This window comes from Alteromonas sp. ABH4_452 (genome assembly GCF_056311825.1).
Genome location: NZ_CM149973.1, coordinates 2,561,795 through 2,580,367, shown reverse-complemented (window position 1 = coordinate 2,580,367; position 18,573 = coordinate 2,561,795). Strand labels below are relative to the sequence as shown.

15 protein-coding genes and 5 tRNA genes are annotated in these 18,573 nt (G+C 42.5%); all 20 read right to left on the bottom strand.

Features of this window, described 5'->3' with window-relative positions:
- Window positions 1-57: 57 nt before the first annotated feature.
- The gene (locus ACYX4N_RS11090; RefSeq protein WP_476054052.1) at window positions 58-684 is read right to left on the bottom strand and encodes a LysE family translocator; all 627 of its coding nucleotides are present in this window, start codon (window positions 682-684) and stop codon (window positions 58-60) included.
- Window positions 685-696: 12 nt separating this feature from the next.
- The gene (gene cobB, locus ACYX4N_RS11085) at window positions 697-1,422 is read right to left on the bottom strand and encodes a Sir2 family NAD+-dependent deacetylase (RefSeq protein ID WP_476054051.1); all 726 of its coding nucleotides are present in this window, start codon (window positions 1,420-1,422) and stop codon (window positions 697-699) included.
- Window positions 1,423-1,546: 124 nt separating this feature from the next.
- The gene (locus ACYX4N_RS11080; protein WP_476054050.1) at window positions 1,547-2,377 is read right to left on the bottom strand and encodes a sulfurtransferase; all 831 of its coding nucleotides are present in this window, start codon (window positions 2,375-2,377) and stop codon (window positions 1,547-1,549) included.
- A 121-nt stretch (window positions 2,378-2,498) separates the two neighbouring features.
- Window positions 2,499-2,996, bottom strand: coding sequence for a thiol peroxidase (gene tpx, locus ACYX4N_RS11075; RefSeq protein WP_474856388.1), 498 nt, complete (start codon window positions 2,994-2,996; stop codon window positions 2,499-2,501).
- Between the two features lie 74 nt (window positions 2,997-3,070).
- A complete protein-coding gene (locus tag ACYX4N_RS11070; protein WP_476054049.1) occupies window positions 3,071-3,763 on the bottom strand; it encodes a tRNA-uridine aminocarboxypropyltransferase in 693 nt (230 codons plus the stop codon).
- Window positions 3,764-4,783: 1,020 nt separating this feature from the next.
- Window positions 4,784-5,752, bottom strand: a complete 969-nt coding sequence (locus ACYX4N_RS11065; RefSeq protein ID WP_476054048.1) for a hypothetical protein — start codon at window positions 5,750-5,752, stop codon at window positions 4,784-4,786.
- A 546-nt stretch (window positions 5,753-6,298) separates the two neighbouring features.
- Window positions 6,299-7,330 carry a hypothetical protein gene (locus ACYX4N_RS11060; RefSeq protein ID WP_476054047.1) on the bottom strand — a complete coding sequence of 344 codons (1,032 nt, stop codon included), beginning with the start codon at window positions 7,328-7,330 and terminating at the stop codon, window positions 6,299-6,301.
- Window positions 7,279-8,193, bottom strand: a complete 915-nt coding sequence (locus tag ACYX4N_RS11055) for a TIR domain-containing protein (protein ID WP_476054046.1) — start codon at window positions 8,191-8,193, stop codon at window positions 7,279-7,281. The genes ACYX4N_RS11060 and ACYX4N_RS11055 overlap by 52 nt, the downstream gene beginning before the upstream one ends.
- A 271-nt stretch (window positions 8,194-8,464) precedes the next feature.
- The gene (locus tag ACYX4N_RS11050) at window positions 8,465-8,875 is read right to left on the bottom strand and encodes an endonuclease (RefSeq protein ID WP_476056438.1); all 411 of its coding nucleotides are present in this window, start codon (window positions 8,873-8,875) and stop codon (window positions 8,465-8,467) included.
- 103 nt (window positions 8,876-8,978) lie between these two features.
- Window positions 8,979-9,065, bottom strand: a tRNA-Leu gene (locus ACYX4N_RS11045).
- 59 nt (window positions 9,066-9,124) lie between these two features.
- Window positions 9,125-9,198 (bottom strand) — tRNA-Cys (locus ACYX4N_RS11040).
- Window positions 9,199-9,239: 41 nt separating this feature from the next.
- A tRNA-Gly gene (locus tag ACYX4N_RS11035) sits at window positions 9,240-9,315 on the bottom strand.
- 169 nt (window positions 9,316-9,484) lie between these two features.
- Window positions 9,485-10,057 (bottom strand): CDP-diacylglycerol--glycerol-3-phosphate 3-phosphatidyltransferase, encoded by a 573-nt coding sequence (gene pgsA / locus ACYX4N_RS11030; protein WP_014979382.1) that lies wholly within the window; start codon window positions 10,055-10,057, stop codon window positions 9,485-9,487.
- 122 nt (window positions 10,058-10,179) lie between these two features.
- Window positions 10,180-11,997, bottom strand: coding sequence for an excinuclease ABC subunit UvrC (uvrC, locus tag ACYX4N_RS11025; RefSeq protein ID WP_179983519.1), 1,818 nt, complete (start codon window positions 11,995-11,997; stop codon window positions 10,180-10,182).
- 31 nt (window positions 11,998-12,028) lie between these two features.
- Window positions 12,029-12,673 carry a UvrY/SirA/GacA family response regulator transcription factor gene (uvrY, locus tag ACYX4N_RS11020; RefSeq protein WP_269917018.1) on the bottom strand — a complete coding sequence of 215 codons (645 nt, stop codon included), beginning with the start codon at window positions 12,671-12,673 and terminating at the stop codon, window positions 12,029-12,031.
- 180 nt (window positions 12,674-12,853) lie between these two features.
- Window positions 12,854-13,573: a pirin family protein gene (locus ACYX4N_RS11015; RefSeq protein ID WP_476054045.1), complete on the bottom strand. Its 720-nt coding sequence runs from the start codon at window positions 13,571-13,573 to the stop codon at window positions 12,854-12,856.
- A gap of 237 nt (window positions 13,574-13,810) precedes the next feature.
- Window positions 13,811-15,220 carry an aminotransferase class I/II-fold pyridoxal phosphate-dependent enzyme gene (locus ACYX4N_RS11010; protein ID WP_476056437.1) on the bottom strand — a complete coding sequence of 470 codons (1,410 nt, stop codon included), beginning with the start codon at window positions 15,218-15,220 and terminating at the stop codon, window positions 13,811-13,813.
- 340 nt (window positions 15,221-15,560) lie between these two features.
- The gene (gene ovoA / locus ACYX4N_RS11005) at window positions 15,561-17,675 is read right to left on the bottom strand and encodes a 5-histidylcysteine sulfoxide synthase (RefSeq protein ID WP_476054044.1); all 2,115 of its coding nucleotides are present in this window, start codon (window positions 17,673-17,675) and stop codon (window positions 15,561-15,563) included.
- A gap of 255 nt (window positions 17,676-17,930) precedes the next feature.
- A tRNA-Ser gene (locus ACYX4N_RS11000) sits at window positions 17,931-18,022 on the bottom strand.
- 399 nt (window positions 18,023-18,421) lie between these two features.
- A tRNA-Ser gene (locus ACYX4N_RS10995) sits at window positions 18,422-18,513 on the bottom strand.
- Window positions 18,514-18,573 lie beyond the last annotated feature (60 nt).

The window sequence follows — 18,573 nt, the reverse complement described above, 5'->3', positions numbered from 1 at the left end:
TCGGCGCGATTATACCAATTCACAAAAATAAATGCCTGCTTGTGTAATAAACAAAAGTTAACCCAACACCAACTTAGCGGCTAACCCGACTAAAAGCACGCCCATCGCCCTATCCAACCAATAGCCTTTTCTACCAATAAGCTCGGCAACTTTACTAGTACTTAAAAGGTAGGAAAGGAAACAAAACCAAAGCCCGGTGGCAAACGCTAAATAGATACCATAACCAAGCTTTACGCTAAATGGCGTATCAATGCTGATGATGGCGGTAAAAAGTGAAAGGAAAAACAGCGTTGCTTTTGGATTAAGCCCGTTTGTCAGAAACCCCATCCATACAGCACGTTTTGCCGAGATTTGTGATGCCTTCTTTTCGGTGTTTATGTTTTGCTCCTGCTTTACAGGGCCGCTTCTGAGCGCACCGAATGCAAGGTAAAGCAAATAAGCAGCGGCAGCGTAGCTAAAAGTGGTAAATAGCCATGGCGTAGTCGCAATTACAACACTTAGCCCTACTAGCGAGTAGGCAACATGCAATAAGATTGCTAGCCCAATACCGATACTGGTGTATATAGCGATACGCCTGCCATAAGCCACGCTGTTTCGAACCACCACTGCAAAGTCAGGACCTGGGCTGGCAACAGCCACAAGATGTACCAGTGCAATGGTAAGAAATTCATTCATATACTGCATGTTTTGCGCCTCCTACAGCGCATATTTTGAAATCAATTCATCAACCCACTGCGGAACTATGCGCGAGGCAGGACCTTTAAGTGATTCGTCGAACAAGGCATTGGATACACCTGGCTCTAAATTCGCTTCTATTGTGTGAGCGCCATTTTCTTTAGCAATCTGAACAAAGCCAGCAGCGGGATACACATTACCCGAAGTACCAATAGCTATAAATACATCGGCCTGTGAAAGCGCCTCGTAAATTTCTTCCATATACATAGGCATTTCGCCAAACCACACAATATCCGGTCGAAGGGTTACTCTTTTGCAGCACGGACATTTAGTGGTGTGATCAAAACTCTCACGCCAATCAAAAGTTTGCTGGCTAATAGCACAGCGCGCAGACAGAAGTTTACCATGCATATGAAAAACCGACTCGCTGCCACCACGCTCATGTAAGTCATCTACATTTTGCGTCACCAAAGTTAGCTTATGACCGAAGGCTTTCTCGAGTTTAGAAAGCGCCATATGTGCTGCGTTGGGCAAAACATCATTCTGTTGAAGCTGTGCCCGGCGCGTATTATAAAAGCGATAAACCAAACTAGGATTTTGCTCGAACGCTTCGGGTGTAGCGACTTCTTCGACGCTGTGATTTTCCCAAAGGCCGTCATTATCACGGAAGGTTTTTAGCCCAGATTCAGCGGATATGCCCGCACCAGTGAGAATAACAATATTGGGTAAGGATTGATTAGCTGACATCGGGTTATTTTTACTCTGTTGCTATAAAACGAGTTATTCGGTTTTTCAATGAAGCTCACGGTAATATCGTGCTTAAGCATACATCGCACATAAATGATTTTAGTATTTCACGGCTTTTATGCTTTTACACGCCTTTGACTACCGGATACTGGGTATTAGCGCCCCACTCAGACCATGATCCATCATATACCGAAACTTGCGTAGCACCGCACATAAGAGCTGCAACACCAATGATACAAGCGGTAACGCCTGAACCGCAGGTGCAGATAATAGGTTTACGCAAATCGACTTTTGCTTGTGCAAAAACAGCATTTAGCTCATCTACAGGTAAGAAATGGCCGTCTTTTACTAGCGTATCGAAAGGAATATTGAATGCGCCAGGCATATGTCCTGAGCGCACCCCCTCTCGGGGCTCTGAGACTTCGCCGTTAAATCTCGGACTACTTCTAGCATCAAGCAGTTGCGCTTCGGTATTTATACCTTGTAGCACTGCGCTAGAGTTTGCAAACCACCCAGGTCGAGGTGTTGCTTGATAGGTTAATTTTCCATACTGCTGCTGTTCTGATACTGGAAGCCCAGCCCCCTCCCACGCAGGTTGGCCACCATTTAATATATATACATCTTTATGCCCTAGTGCCTTTAGCATCCACCACACTCTGGGCGCAGAATACATTCCTCGGGTGTCGTAAACCGCTATGGGAGTATTTGCTGTAATACCCTGATTGCCAAGATAAATAGCAAGGTCATCAGCTGAGGGCATACTGTGAGGTAGACCAGTAGTGTGGTCGCTGCCTTCGCTATCTAGATCAAAATCCACTGATGCAGGCAATACCATTGCCGTTCGTGTATCCGGCGTTTTTGACACAGGATCATCCATCAACGCTCTTACAAGCGTAACCGGTTTTTGTTGCATTGCATTGGCTAACTCGCCGACTGACAGCAATACTGATGTCATTACATCCTCCTGGAAAGCGCTCACATGAGTGAGCGCCTTGCAATACCGCGATAAAAACGAATCGGTTGGTATTGATTCACATTAACTATGTACTATTTCACTTAGTGACTAAGTGGGCTTCTTAGCTTAATGCAGCAATCGCAGACTCGTAATTTGGTTCTTCAGTAGTTTCTGCTACTTGCTCTGTATAAACCACTTTACCTTCAGTATCGATAACAACAACCGAGCGCGATAGCAAACCCGTCAGCGGTGCTGATTCAAAGGTTACACCGTAATCATCGCCAAAGCTTGAACGGAAGGTAGAACCTGTAAGTACATTTTCGATGCCTTCTGCGCCACAGAAACGGCCCGCAGCAAACGGCAGGTCGGCTGACACACAAATAACAGTTGTATTATCTAATTTTGCAGCTTCTTCGTTAAATTTACGCACTGACATTGCGCAAGTGCCTGTGTCGATTGAAGGAAAGATATTCAATACAACGTTTTTACCTGCAAGTTCTGACAGCGTTACTTCGCCCAAATCCGCCTTTACTAAGGTAAAGTCTGGTGCCGCTGTACCTACTTCTGGTAACTGGCCCTTAGTTGTAACTGTGTTGCCTTGAAAAGTAACTGATGCCATTCGCTTTCTCCGTTTTTCATTAATACAAAATAGTGGATGTAAAACAATACTTTCGCAAATAAAAGTGACACTTTTTAGATGTTATCTTTAACCTGCGACTCTGCAAACGCGAGCTTATGCTGTAAATGGGGCTTACCTTTTAAGTATTCCCGCCTGAACACGCTAAAATAATGCGCTAGCGTTTGAGCCCCTTGCTTTTGTTCAGCAAGCGCTAAAACGCTAATACCTACCTCTGCCGTGCAATGCTGAAAATCATGGGTAGACTCTCTAAGTAAATAGTCTGAAGCCACTTCCATGCTAACGCCCAACACAGGAAAATTATGCAGATAAGGGCTTTTTACAAACATCTTCTTTGCTTCACGCCAAGTTCCATCCAAGAAAATAAATAGTAACGTTTTACCAGTATTCAATGGTGGAGCGTCAATACAGCGTTCAGTTGCAGCATATTCGTGTGGAAATACCACAATGGGAAAGTATTTGTCGTCGCTGAGCAGTTTCAGTAACGCTTCATCAGGTTCCGTTCGTTTCCATAAAAACGCATGGTTGTCTTTAACCACATCCGCTATCAGACGGCCTGTATTGGTAGGTTTATAGTATTCGCCTTTGTACATTAAAAACAAAACCGCCACGTCTGTGCCAGCTTCAGGCTTAAATTCACAAATACAGTTTTGCGTTGGAAGCAAACACGCATCACAGCGAATTACCTTGCTACCACGCGCGTGAAATGGACGCTCAGCACGAGATAGCTCGTCTAAACGAAGTGACATAACAGAATTCAAGATAGTAAGTCTTTGCCAAAGATTTTTACGGATTTTACCATAGTAAAACGCAGTAAAAGAGCGTGATTAGCAAAGTTTTGTATTGAATAAAAATGTGTAAGTAAATGGTGCCCGGGGCCGGACTTGTATTTGATATGTAACCCTTTGTATTACATAGCATTTCGCAGCCATATTTGAGAGCCGCGTTACTTAACGCGTTACTATAATACGGAGTAGTTGATCAGCTTGTTGTCTTGTCACGCCCTACACCAATTTTTTTGTACTTTATTATGTTGCTTGAGATAAAGCGGCCACATTTGAGCTCAATCCCTGCTTCAATAAAACACAAAAAATCGATTACCTCTTCACCACAGTACGTCAGGTATTTTGACTCTGGTAGGTGTAAATCGATGGCCCTTAACAACTTTATTTTATTCATTCTCGAAGCTCTATTGAACGCATTGGACTAAGAATGGAACCTAAAGCACATCATAACAACTGGTCTTTATACCGTATTTATTTTAATCATCATAATGAGCATCTATTAAAACAATGCGAAGTGACAAGCATTTATAAAGTGGTACCTGATGTTGAGCTCAATAAAAACGCAAGTTAACCAAGTTAAATAAAACAATACTATTCCTAATAGAAACATACTTATCTCAAATCAGCTTAGATCTTACAATCGCAATTTAAAGGGTGTTCATTTTGCGGATTCTTGCTCATCAAGAAAATAAATCTGTTTTATTGTTAATACCTGTGCTTACATCACTACATGCAGACTTATTCGTATCCCCTCAGGTGATTATGGATAATAAGTGGATACTTTCATTGTTCTTTGCATAATGAAAATAAATGTGTATTGGAGGCGGCCTAGAACTTTAAAGTTTTCATGCGTAAAAAAATGCTGGCTTCTGGGCCAATATTTTTATACGTGATTTCGCAACAAATTTTCCGTTGCAAACTTTTTTTCTAAACGATATTGCTGCCCAACAGCCAAGTAAATTACATTATTTTTTAAATGTTGCACTAACCTTCTTGCATTTTTTTGGCTACCACTTGGTGCTCATCATGCTCTACTGTAATTTCCGCAACTACTCTCTGAGTGGGAGGCTCATGTTCCAATATAATATTTGGATATAGGCGGCGTGTTGCTTCTTCGCCAACCTTTTTTAGTGTTTCTTGAAGAAGCTCTCTTGTCGCGTCAACCATCAACTCATTGAACTTCCTTTGGTCTATCTCCTGAGAGTCAAACCTATCTAAAATTAACCCTGTTCGCCTGTAGTATAAATAATCAACCCTTTTAAGTGCTATCGTAAAGTTTTTATATTCTAGGTCGCTCTGCGCCGCTTTTCTCCGCAATTTATCAACCTCTGCTCGATAATTATTAGGTATGTCATTGGGACCAGCGACTGCAAAAGGTTCAACTCCACCAATTTTAGGCCTGACAGTACTGCGCCGGTGTATTGCAGGATCCTGATAACAACGTTGAACCCGCTCATACCACTCCGCTTTGTTTTGTCCATACACCGACAGTTTTGTGCGAGCGACGATTTCATAGCCATAACTGGGTATATCGAGATCAGCTAATGTCGGAGCCCCCTTACAAGCAAATAAAATGCGATTGGTAAGGTTGTGACATAGATAATGGATTGAATAACGTCCTCTTGCCACAAGCTCAGGTCGAGATTTATGTTTATCTTTAATATTAGGCGCTATTAAACATTTGGCATAGGTGAGGTTAACGTCCAAAAGTTGTTGTGAGACCGAAGCATCATCTTCTGATAGATAATCACCCGCGCAATACCAATAGTTTGGATGCTTTTCGGAGGAAGTTGGTATCGAATTTACATCAATAGCAAAAGTATGAATTGGCCCTCTTAAGAAACGGTAAAGCCATATATGCGCGAAATCCGGCAACCATCGTCTAATAGGCTTAATTAAAGCTGAGCAAACAACAAGCTTTCGGTAAATACTGCGTTGTGGTTGACTGTCCATATTTCTCTCCGGCACTTCCCTGTTTCGTTATTAAATACCTTTTTGCTGATGCTGTAAACCTTGGCTGCTTTCTTCGTATTATATCAAGCAACTTTGCACCTGCTATTAAACTCCACAGCCTGTAAAACGGGGAGGCATTTTGACCAACAGTAATCCTGTTAATACGTTGACTATTGTTCTCCGAACTTTTACATAGTTGGCCATTTAATGCTGCTCAAGGTACACATATTAGTTGACAACGCACGCTAACCAGAAAAGCAAAGCTCCAGATAGGGAACGAGAAAGCAGAATCTCCATAACAATTAAACGCCATAAAGGCTTTATTCGAGTGCAAGGACTACCGAAAATTATGTTGCATATAGGTTTAGGCGTTTCCAGTGATAAAAAAATAGCCTGCCGCTTGCAATGATCGATTGTATCGAGAGTAGTATGAGTTCGGTTTTACGGCAATGCGATCACAGTTCCGAAGTACTTGGAGTAGAATCGCTCTTAGCTGTCTCCTGTAGAATAGAAAATCTAATTGAGGCATAAGGTTTAAAACCTTAGCTAGACAAGTAACAACTCTCCAAGAAGTTTCTCTTCGCTAGGTATTTCATCTCTTTCACTTATGGCAGATATGCAGGATAAAATGAGCTTCCATGATTGAAGCCATTCTTCGTACACAATTTTTTTAGAGGAACCATGAGCAATTTTACTGCGCACACTATACGCTTTCTTAGTGTTGAGGTAGAGCTCCTTCTTATTACTGTGATTGGCACAAAGCTGCGACATATAAAGTGCTATTTTAAAAGATACTTCAGTAGTCACTTTTGGGAACAATGCTTCTATAGCAGTCCACATATGCAAGATGGATTGCTCGTATGACTCGAGACGTCCAGCCGTAGTTATGGCTCTTGATATTGCTTTTATAGCAGGGTTTCTATCGCACAACCTGAACCATTTCTCAGCAAAGCGTGAAGCTTCACCAAATTGTTCTCCTGTTAGGCTTAAGCCGTCGGGGATTGCCATACATTGCATTGAAAGCTCGACAGGCCATGCCTCAACCTTAAAGTTTATAGCATGAGATGAACTGGCTTCCTGAGACTGCTTCATTATACCTTTAGCTGAATCGGTGGTATTGATCCCAGAATAATCATTGATTGATAGGTTGGTAACGTAGGGGCATAGAAAAGGAGAAAGCTGCTGAACATATAGACCGATTCGAAAACATTGAAAATACAGTTCAGCCAACTCTCTTGAACCAGCATTTTCAATTTCAAGTTCACAATTGCAATTTCTTATCAAAACGTCCATTAACTGGTATGGAACATGTAGGTGGTATTTAGTTGCCAGTGTCGCAAAATCAAATATTGATGTATTCCACTTTCGCTTTACCAAAATGAAACGGCCACTATGCACCGCTTCATCATCAAATTCTGGCACGACAAATGACATAGGAAAAAAGTAAGATTGTCCCGACATTTTTAAGCGACTCCAAACTCTAGCAACAGCCGCATATTTGGAATCGAAATATGCACGTAATAGTTTTAAACCTGATAACCAGCGCTCCTCATTTCGACTTTCAATTGCTCTTTCCAATTACCATCTGTGTCCATGTTAACGTACACAACACCGCTAATGTCATTAGGCGTTTCAACATCTCCCTTTACAATTGCAGCAACCCTGGGACGGCCTAATTTACCGATTAGATACCCATGCTCAAACACGACATTTTGACGAGCTCTATACTTCACAGATAAATCGCCAAATTTTGAACCCACATCGCAGGGTGTGTATAAAACAACTCCAAACCCGACATTTGAGTAGTATTCTATTTTCTCAATGATAGTCATTCCTGAGCTAGCTTGTTTATGTAAAATTATCGGTTGTAACCCTAAACTCATTACGTATTTCTCTACATCAAGCTTTGCTATTTCATCATGCCCATGGACGATGAAAACTTGCGAATTATTAAAGCCATCACCGCCCTCGTTATCAGTAGGGATAACTGGTGGCTCTGGCGACCTTATCTGTTCAGCCGCTTCAACTTGTTGTTGTGTAACGAAACCATGACGGACTAGTATGTCAAATATAGGTTCGTCTTTGACTGCCCAATGTGTTCTAGATAGTTCCCAATCCCCTAAATCGATGTCTACACGCATTGCCTCAATAGCGCCAATTGGTAGGGAAGGTAATATTGGGTCAAATTCATAATCCACCACTACAGTCCTAGCTCTTACCCTGATATTCGTAATGTAGCCAATTCTTGACTCTGTTGCTTCGCTCTCAGTGACAAACAAGGTAGGGAATGACTTCAATTCTTCAATAGCATTTTCGTCAAAGAACTTATAACGTTCGCTTATCTCATCAGCTGTGTACTCTACTAAGGCACGACTTTTATCGCATTCATATGGAGACTGTTCCCAAGTTTCAGGGTCATAGGAAATTAATAAATTGAACAAACTTGCACTCCATATCGTTTAGATAATTTAGCTTATCGCTTGACCTTCATACTAACATTAGTTTCCAGTTAAAGGAGCATAGTTTTGGGGTGATGAATATAGAACCATCGAAAAGACCGTTTATGTACTGTACCTTTATATCCCACGAGCGCCTGAGAAAACCATCAAAACAGTATCGTAGATGAATACCAAGCTGGATAGAAAAAACGAGGGCAAAAACGGGCTAGCCATTCGCTTAGCTAAAGTTGCAAATACGACTTCTATTAGAACATTAAAGTGTACCTTCGATAAACGGGGTTGTTTTACCTTGGATTAACTCTATTAACTCGTGACGCCTTATTTCTTCATTGGTCGGTGGATATTGAACATGCCACTTAATCATTAATGGAAGGAGGTCATGAGTTGGTAATTCATACCAATGAACCATGTATAGAAAACTTCTAGCGATCTGCCCTTTAACTTTATCTCTCGGTTCAACAACAGCATTTTTCCCTGTTGTTCTTTCAAAGTCACAACTTGCATCACTGAAGCGAGGTTTTTTACCAGAGATTTCTCCAAAAGGAAGGTCCCGTCTACTGGAGTTGTAACGAGTTTCGGCAGGCCACAAGTTATGTAAGTCTGAAGAGGCTTCTTTGTACTTCTCGACATCACATTTATCGCGATGTGCGTATTTTAGGCGGATGGGATGGTGTTATCAATCGTGTAAGGTGAATGCTGATCCCCCGTTTATGGGGTAGAGCCGGTGAATGCAGTTCCCCCGTTTATGGGTCAGAGCAGGAAGTAAATGGTGCCCGGGGCCGGACTTGAACCGGCACGCTGTTACCAGCGAGGGATTTTAAATCCCTTGTGTCTACCAATTTCACCACCCGGGCATCGGGTTGCTTTTCAGCAAAGGTGTCAGGCGTAGAACCTGATGCTGCGTTGCAGCGTTTGGAGGCGGAACCCGGAGTCGAACCGAGATAGACGGATTTGCAATCCGCTGCATAGCCATTCTGCCATTCCGCCAGATGCGTCTGGCGCGTGATTAAAACTTATCTCCAAGAGATTGGAGCGGGAAACGAGATTCGAACTCGCGACCCCGACCTTGGCAAGGTCGTGCTCTACCAACTGAGCTATTCCCGCATGTCTTAATCGACCATTTCGTTTGGTTGATGTCCTCTCGAAATGTGGGGTGCATTCTACCTACCCATTCAAAACTGTCAACACAAAAAAGCGTTTAAATTGAGATAAATGCGGTTTTTTATGATCGTTTGCTATTTTTTTATTCACTTTGATTAAACCGCGATCAATTCTACTTTACTGCGCCACTTCGAAGGTGTGGCCACGCCGCTTTTGTATAAACAAACATTGACCAAATTGACAGCACTGCAGAGAAATATAAAAGGATATAACCTAAAGAAACCCAATAAATTGTTACGCCCATAAAAGTTTCTAACCCTGAAAGTAACCCAATTAAGGCTAACATTTGAGCAGTTGTTTTAGCTTTACCTATAAAAGACACTTTAACTGCGTCTCTTACTCCATTTGAACCCATCCATTCTCGTAATGCCGATACATAAATTTCACGCACCAAAAGCGCAATGGATGGCAACGTGATCCAAAGGTTTGCATAACTATGTGTGATCATAAGAAGCGCGGCACCTACGATAAGTTTATCTGCCACCGGGTCTAAGAAGGCACCAAAGGGCGTAGATTGCTGAAGTTTTCTTGCTAAATACCCGTCAAACCAGTCTGTGATGGCCGCCAGCCAAAAGATAAAGGCCCCTGCTTCGTGCGCCCAGCGCCAATCAAGAAAATAAACAACCACAAAAACAGGTATAAGGATTACTCGAAATAAAGTAATACAGTTTGGAACAGTCCACATAAAAAGTACGTCTCGGTGTTATGCCTCTATGGGCGTTTTAGCGCAGTAGCTTTTAGCTAAGCTTCTTTCATTTCCACAACACATTACCTTAATTTGCAATGCATTGCTTGTTACTCAGTCATTTATTGATGAAGGTGGTCGTAAATAGTATCCGCCAGTTCTGGGCTAATGCCTGGTACACTTGCTATTTCATCTTTACTGGCCTTTTTAAGACCTTGTAAGCCGCCCATAAACTTCAGCAACGTTTGTCTGCGCTTAGCGCCAATACCAGGAATGCTTTCAAGGCTCGAGGTCGTTTTTACTTTCTGACGACGGTTGCGGTGCCCAGTGATAGCAAATCGGTGTGATTCATCTCGAATATGCTGAATAAGATGAAGACCAGGCGAATGGCTATCCATGGGAAGCACTTGATGACTACCCGCCAGAATCAAAGTTTCTAAACCCGGCTTACGGGTAGTGCCCTTTGCTACACCTAAAAGCATGGGCTTTTTATCATGAGGCCAGTCTTCAAAAAATGCTTCAGCCTGAGCAAGTTGACCTTTACCACCATCAATTAATAGAAGGTCTGGAATTTTCTGTACCTCTTTAACAGACTTATAGCGACGCTTTAATGCTTGCGCCATAGCCGCATAGTCATCTCCAGGTGTAATGCCTTCAATGTTGTAGCGACGGTAGTCACTTTTATGTGGCCCTTCTCGATTAAATACCACGCAGGACGCTACTGTTTGTTGACCAGAGGTGTGAGAAATATCAAAGCATTCCATGCGTTGAATAGGCGTATCAACTTCCAGTGCCGCTTCTAGGTCTAGATAGCGTGCAAACACAGACTTTTGTTGGCTATATTGGGCATCTAACGCGGTTTGTGCATTTGATTGGGCCAGCTGTAGATACTTGCGTTTCTCTTCCCTCGCCCCTTTAAAGAAATGCACCTTATGCCCTGCTTCACTGGCAAGTACATCTGCAATAGCATCTTCGTCACTGAGTGTGTTACTTAACACAATTTGTTTAGGAATGACTTTGTTGCCCGCTAAATAAAATTGCAGAAAGAAGGATTCGAAAACTTCTTGCTCGTCTGCCGTATTAGGCACTTTAGGGAAATATGCTTTGCTGCCTAGCAGCTGCCCTTCGCGAATAAACATAACTTGAATACAGGCCATGTTACCTTTGAACGCGAACCCAAACACATCCATTTCGTCCTGGGTACCGGCAACCCATTGTCGCTCTTGTACTTTCCTTAAGGCGTTTATCTGATCGCGATAGCGCGCGGCGGCCTCAAAGTTTAATGCTTCGCTGGCTTTTTCCATTTTGTCCACCAGCCCGCCAATGACTTGCTGGTTTTTCCCTTTTAAAAACAGGCGAGCAAAGTTGACCTGCTCTTTATATTCTTCATCGCTCACGTAGCCTTCAACGCAAGGCGCGCTGCACCGTTGCATCTGATACTGAAGGCAAGGTCTGCTGCGCGCACGGTAATAGCTGTCTTCGCATTGACGAACAGGAAATATACGCTGCATAGAACGTAAGCTTTCTCGAACTGACCAAGCACTCGGGTATGGCCCGAAATATTCGCCCTTTTTCTTTTGAGGGCCGCGATGGAAAGAAAGCCGAGGATGTTCGTGATCTGATAAAAAGATAAAAGGGTAAGATTTGTCGTCACGCATTACCACGTTGTAACGCGGTTTATACTTCTTAATGAAGTTGTTCTCTAGTAGAAACGCTTCGGTCTCACTATTTACAACGGTGACGTCCATGTTCGCAATCTGGCTGACTAACGAACGAGTTTTAGCGTTATCAAGGTTAGTACGAAAGTAACTTGATACTCGCTTTTTAAGGTTTTTGGCTTTTCCTACGTAAATAACCTCTTCCTGGCTGTTGTACATACGGTACACACCAGGTTGAGAGGTTAAATTCTTAAGAAATGCTGCTGAATCAAATGCAGACATAATCACTTTGACGTTATGCGTCTAGTGACGCTTAAAAGGTATTAGGACTGATTAGCTTATGACGGTAGGCTAAGTGTGTTAACTCTACGTCAGACGTCACGCCTAATTTTTGGAACATACGATAACGGTAGGTATTAACCGTTTTTGAATTGATGCTAAGTTCTCGAGCAATATCTGGCACTTTATGACCTTCGGTTAATCTCATGGCTATTGTAAGTTCTCTACTCGATAGCTCATCAAATGGATTATCCGAACTTGGCAATAACTTACTTATCGCAATGCTATTGGCCATTTCATTGTCGAGATACATTTGCCCCGCCGCCACTTTATGAATGGCAAGAATAACCTCATCTGGCTTTGCGTCTTTGGTAAGAAATCCAAACGCACCCGCTTCCATTACCTGCATAGGTATCGGGCTTTCTTTGTGCATTGAAACACATATCACCCGCGTATTTTCTGACATGCGAACAATTCTCTTTGTCGCTTCTAGTCCGCCAATACCGGGCATGTTCACGTCCATGAGTACCACATCTGGCGCATTTTTTCGGCACATTTGTACCGCATCTTCACCGTTACTCGCTTCATCGATAACAGTAAAATCTTCTACGTCTTCCAGAATCCGGCGTATCCCTCTTCTGACCAAATCGTGGTCATCTGCTAGGATTATTTTTATCACTCTAGTATCTCACTGACTTCAGTTTTCTAAACAACTAGGTTTAAGACTGTCAATTTTCGTTAATGATAACTATTAACAGCCTAAAACCTTATCACAGTCATCATACCACGAGATAAAGATTCGTGAAGTAGAGATACACAAATTGAAACTAAATTATTGATCTAGATTACTTTTAGCTAATTAAATTGGTAAATCAAACCAAAGGGCAACCAAATCTTGAGATGCAATAAGCGAAATACTATCTTTCTCGTAAATTCCAATAGCATCGCCAGATACCAATTCAACGGCTTCAGGTGCACTTTTCACCGACGCTTTGGCCTTACCTGAGATTATATGAAGATACCCTTTTTGCCCTTCAGAATTTCGCTGCCACGCTTCTTGAGCTTTCAGGGTCAAGCGACTTATTGACGCATTCTGCTTAATCTTTAACGATCCATCTCTGCCGTCGCCACTTACAAGTAACTCCAGCTTTTCATTACTTCCCGCACTGCTCCCAAAGGTTTTCTGGGTATAACCTGGGGTTCCCCCTTTTTCATTTGGCACAATCCAAATTTGCAGAAAGTTCACAGGTTCTTCACTAGACGGATTAAACTCTGAGTGCATAATACCGCGCCCCGCACTCATCACTTGTATATCACCCGCAGGTACCACGTATTCATTACCCGTGTTGTCTTCGTGTTTCAAAGCACCGCTCACTACATATGAAATGATTTCCATATCTCTATGGCCGTGTGTCTCAAAGCCTCTACCTGCTTGTACAATATCATCATTAATCACTCTTAACGCTGAAAATCCCATGTGCTTCGCGTCATAATAGTGTCCAAATGAAAAACTGTGTCGGCTTTCTAGCCAGCCAAAATTTACTTTTCCTCTCTCGTTCGCTTTTCTCAGGTACATCACTTTAACTCCTTAAACTTTTCTGCTCTTACAAAATCCCTTAATTAGCCACGAGCTATACTGCCGCTGAGATCTTGGTTGAGTTCATTTGCAATAAGATTAGTTTAATTCTTTTTAGTAGGAATAAAATACGGGATAATAGAGTTAGTTATTCTAATATTTAGAATGCTGTCATCGGTCATGCAAAAGGTCGATTAGAAACTTATTGGCGTGTAATTCAAACTAAACGGTAGCGAACAGTTACCACGTGAAGCACAAACGTTGCAGCGCGGTCTCTATAACCGCAGGATGGCAGGCCAAATTAAGCCTTATATGATTCGGCGCGCCAAAGGGGGCTCCGTCGTTACCTACTACGCCCCGTTCTAGGCACTGTTCTACGTTTGCAACAGGTGAATAACGAAGAATTTGATCAGACTCCTTTCCCATTGAATCTTTTGCCGTTTTCACAGAAACCATTGGTTGTGAGATCTTCAATGGAAATGAGGCGAGATCTAGCCAGAGAAAGTAGCCGGCGCTTCCCATCGTATAGCTTACATTGATACCGTAGTGCTTGAAAAAGCGAACAACAAGCTTTCTGTTAAAGGCTAACGCACCTTTAACCGCGTCTAACCAGGTACTGCCATTCACGTAGGCGGCAATTAATGCAACTTTTCCCAAGTTAGTTGCATTAAGGTGTCGTTCATTGATGGCCTGGGCAAATCTTTCCCTTATCTTTTTGTCTTTTATAATCGCATACGACGCACCGGGAATACTGGCTAAGTTGAAGGCTTTAGAGGCACTATTGAGGTGGATAATTCGCGGTGTGTGCCTAATGTTTTTACCTATTATTTTATTTTGCTCACTTATTTCAGCTTCATTTGCATCTTCGCAATCAAGTTCGCTGCCAAAGATTGGGATAAGGGTCGGCTCGTTATGTGAGTTAAAGGCAAATTCACTGTGTACTTCATCGGTGATCAACAAAATATTGTGATAAGCGCAAAAATCCACGATTTTACGCTGTGCTGAAGCGCTTAATACTGTGCCAGTAGGGTTGTTGGGGTGACAGATAACAAATGCTACTGCAGATTTGTCTAAAGCGTTAAGGTCTATGCCGTTAAAGGAATCATCAATATCCTGATGATTACTAGTGTGTGACCAAGCTACATCCGTATATTTTTCTTTAATGGTACAGACTGGCTGCCCTACCGGTATATATACAGGTTCTAAATTGTTGTTTTTCACCGTTTCGGTTATGGGTGAATAGGTAGGTGTTAACACCATCACCTTCTGTCCAGCTTTACAGAATGTGCGAAGCGCTACGTCTATTGCGCCAATAACACTTGCCACATCAACTACATCACTGCTCTTCACCTCAAAACGGCTGAATTTTGGTGAACTGCGTTCAAAACGTTTAGCCACAGCCTCACCAATATCAAGAGACTGATATCCATATGTTGAACGAAGGTTTTTTGTAACTGCACTTATAATGTCATCGCAAGGCGGTATATCCATATCGGCTATCCACATAGCAATGGGTTCTTGTTGCGAATCTATGACCGATGTTTGTTGAGAAACCTTGCTATAAAAGCGACGCAATATTGCTGAATACTTAAGCCGAGTTTGATCGCGTTTTAGATGAGCTGGGGCCTGCCACACATCTTTGTGAGGCATAAACTCATGTTCAAATGCACTGAACACTGGGAGTTGATTTTGCTCTTCGTACACCCTCGACTTACTCTATACTTAATTTCTACTTACGATTCTAAGCAGTATTTTGCCGTTTTGCTTGCTCTACTAATTTTGTTCTGTTGAGTTGCCCTGTTGACTCGAGCTACGGAGCTTCTTGGTACTGTAACAAGCACAACGCGTTCTCAGTTATTATTTATACAGGTGTTTATTTAAACAAAATGTCATCTCAGATATCAAGCCACGCTTTGTCTAGTGTTATAACCCAAAGCGCGGCCCCAAAACGAGGCCCCAAAGCATGGCATAAGCGTCTTCTATCTAGCCTTTAATCACTTACCTTTTCAAATACGTTGAACTCGGAAAGCGTGTGCTGATATTTGCGTTTGGTTTCTCGAATGACAAACGGCAGTTCTGTGGGCTTGCCGACGCGCTTAAAGCCGCTACCTAGCGCATCTTCTAGTGCTTGCGTAGAGCTCAGTGTTTCACCGTTTTCATCTTTATAGCCCCCTAGCCACTCGCTTCTCTCTGTGTATTCTTCAAGCCATGTGAAGGGGCTGGCAACTATAAGCAAACCGCCTTTGTTTAAACGTTTTGCCATATCAGCCAGAACTTTTTTAGGGCTATAGACCCTATCAATTAAATTCCCCATAAAGATGAGGTCGTAGCCCGTATACTGAGGTTTTAAGTTACACGCATCGCCCTGAGCAAAAGCGACCTTTTCGGCACTTTCTTCTATACCCAAAGCAGATAGTTTTCTTGCCTTAAATGACGTTAGTTCACCTTCTTCTATTAGGTTATAGCGGATCTCTCCACGCTCTTGCATATCAAATGCGGTTTTAATGAAGCGAGCAGAAAAATCAATGCCATCAACGTGGTCGAAGTGCTTAGCAAGTTCAAATGTTGAACGGCCCACTGCACACCCTAAGTCTAATGCTTTGCTGTGATGACGCCCCTGCATATTGTCTATACAAAACTGAGCACTGGCTTTGGCGAAATTAGGCACACCATAGTATTCGTCGCCATAGTGAAACTCGCTGTATTGCGACACTTGCGTATCGCTTTCGTAATCAAAATCGTTCACTGCTATAACTCGCTTTCCTTGAACATATCTGAACCCGGCATGCTGAAAGAAATGACGCCTAAATGCGTAGCGACTGTCTTTCATTGCCTCGTTGCCTGTAGATACCCAGCTACCGCCTTTAATGAGGTTATGCTTATTATCATACGTTGGCGTAGTGAAGTCGTCGTACAGAGGATGCACTTTAAAACCTTCAAACGGATAGATTGGCGTTTCTGTCCACTGCCATACATTCCCTACTACATCGAAAAACTCGCCAGACTGATTAACATCAACTGGCTCACTCGAAGCGTATTTTTGTAAAGCAATGTTGAAACCATCAGCGTATACGGTTTGTGTTACACCAGCGTGCTGACGCAGCGCTTGCCATTCATTTTCAGTGGGCAAGCGAATAAGCGACCCAGTCTTCTCGCTTAAGTAATTACAAAACGCTTTTGCTTCGTGATAATTAACGTCTACCGGCCAATCTAAAGGAAGTGAGTGTTCTTCAAGCATACTGCGATAGGTATAGTCATCGCCCTTTTTAACCCAAAACACAGGGTGCTGGGCTTGGGTATATTCTCGCCATTTATTGCCTTCAGCTTCCCAGTACTTCGCATTGTGATAACCGCCATCTTTAACGAAAGCTAAATACTCACCATTGCTTACCAGAAACTTAGATGCACTAAACTCGCTTACGGATTCTTGCTGAGTTCCATATTCATTGTCCCAGCCGTAATAGGCACTATCCCAAGTCTTATCATTAGTTACCGTTTGCTCTGGCACCGTAATTAATGCGTTAGATTCAAGTTCTTCAAGCTTAGTGAGCATTGTAGGGCAAACAGGCCATTCTGAACTAGGTCGTACAGACGAGATAGGTAATTGCCTAATAAGTACAGACGAGGTTTCTAAATGAATGCGTTCGTGTTCTATTCCCATCACTAAAGGCCACATTGGGCTGTCCCAGTCGATAGGCATGCTAAACGGCATGGTATCTATGAGGTCGCAGACCAAGGTGCGCACTTGATTTCGATATCGACGCACCTCTTCAACCTGCGGCCAATCGTAATTTTCATCGTTGAGGTCATCCCAACTCATTTCATCAACACCAATAGCAAAGAGCGATTCAAACTTTGGGTTAATTCGCTCGTTAATAGCCTTTGAGAGCACGAGCTTATTGATAAAAAACGTGGCGGTATGGCCGAAATAAAAAATTAACGGATGACGCAGTTTTTCAGGTCGTTCGTAAAAGACCTTATCATTCGCTAGGCAAGAGAAAAGTGATTCATATGTGTTGAATGAGTCGAGGAAATACGCCTTTATTTCCTGTCTTTTTTGTTCAACCGTGCCTTCCCGAAGATTAAGTGTGGGCATTGCCTGCATAATGTCCTCTTGAATTCTTGTTATTACTACCAACTGCGTAGGACCAACGATATTCGTGCACGTACACCGCTTTTATATGCCGTAATGATTTCAGTTGATTGTAAACCTTTTTATATATATCAAGCTTTTGTGAATAAAGCGCGACATAACTTGGTTTTTATGAAATGTTTTGTAATTACAAGATACAGACAGGATGAGATCAGAAAATATTTCACCCATAAAAAAACCCGCAACAATGTGCGGGTTTTCGTAAAATGGCGGAGAGTGAGGGATTCGAACCCCCGGTGGGTTTGACCCCACGTCTGATTTCAAGTCAGGTGCATTAAACCGGGCTCTGCCAACTCTCCTGAAGTGGTGCTTATCTTAATGATTTACGTCGCCCTGTAAAGCACTAATTTCAATTAAATCAATCAACTGGTGAAATATTCACCTTTTCGCAAGAATAATAACCATCTTTGTATATGATGCTCCGCGTTCTCATTATTTCGAAACACTTGCAGCATTAACCTAGTATAAATGAATGTAGAACATCTAAGAAGTTTTTTAAGGCTATTAAAGTTATTGCTTAAAAACTCCCACTAGTTCTCTATTCACATCGATAGATCATGATGTCCATAATAACAGTGTTTGCTTACCTTTGAAGAGTGTTGTTATGCGTAGGTTCAGTTCTTGGCTATAGCCGTGTATTAAAGCGAGTAAATTTAGCCCATAAAAAAACCCGCAGCAATGTGCGGGTTTTCGTAATGTGGCGGAGAGTGAGGGATTCGAACCCCCGGTGGGTTTGACCCCACGTCTGATTTCAAGTCAGGTGCATTAAACCGGGCTCTGCCAACTCTCCTGAAGTGCTGCGTATCTTAATGATTTCTGAGGGCCTGTAAAGCACTAATTGTAAGATTTC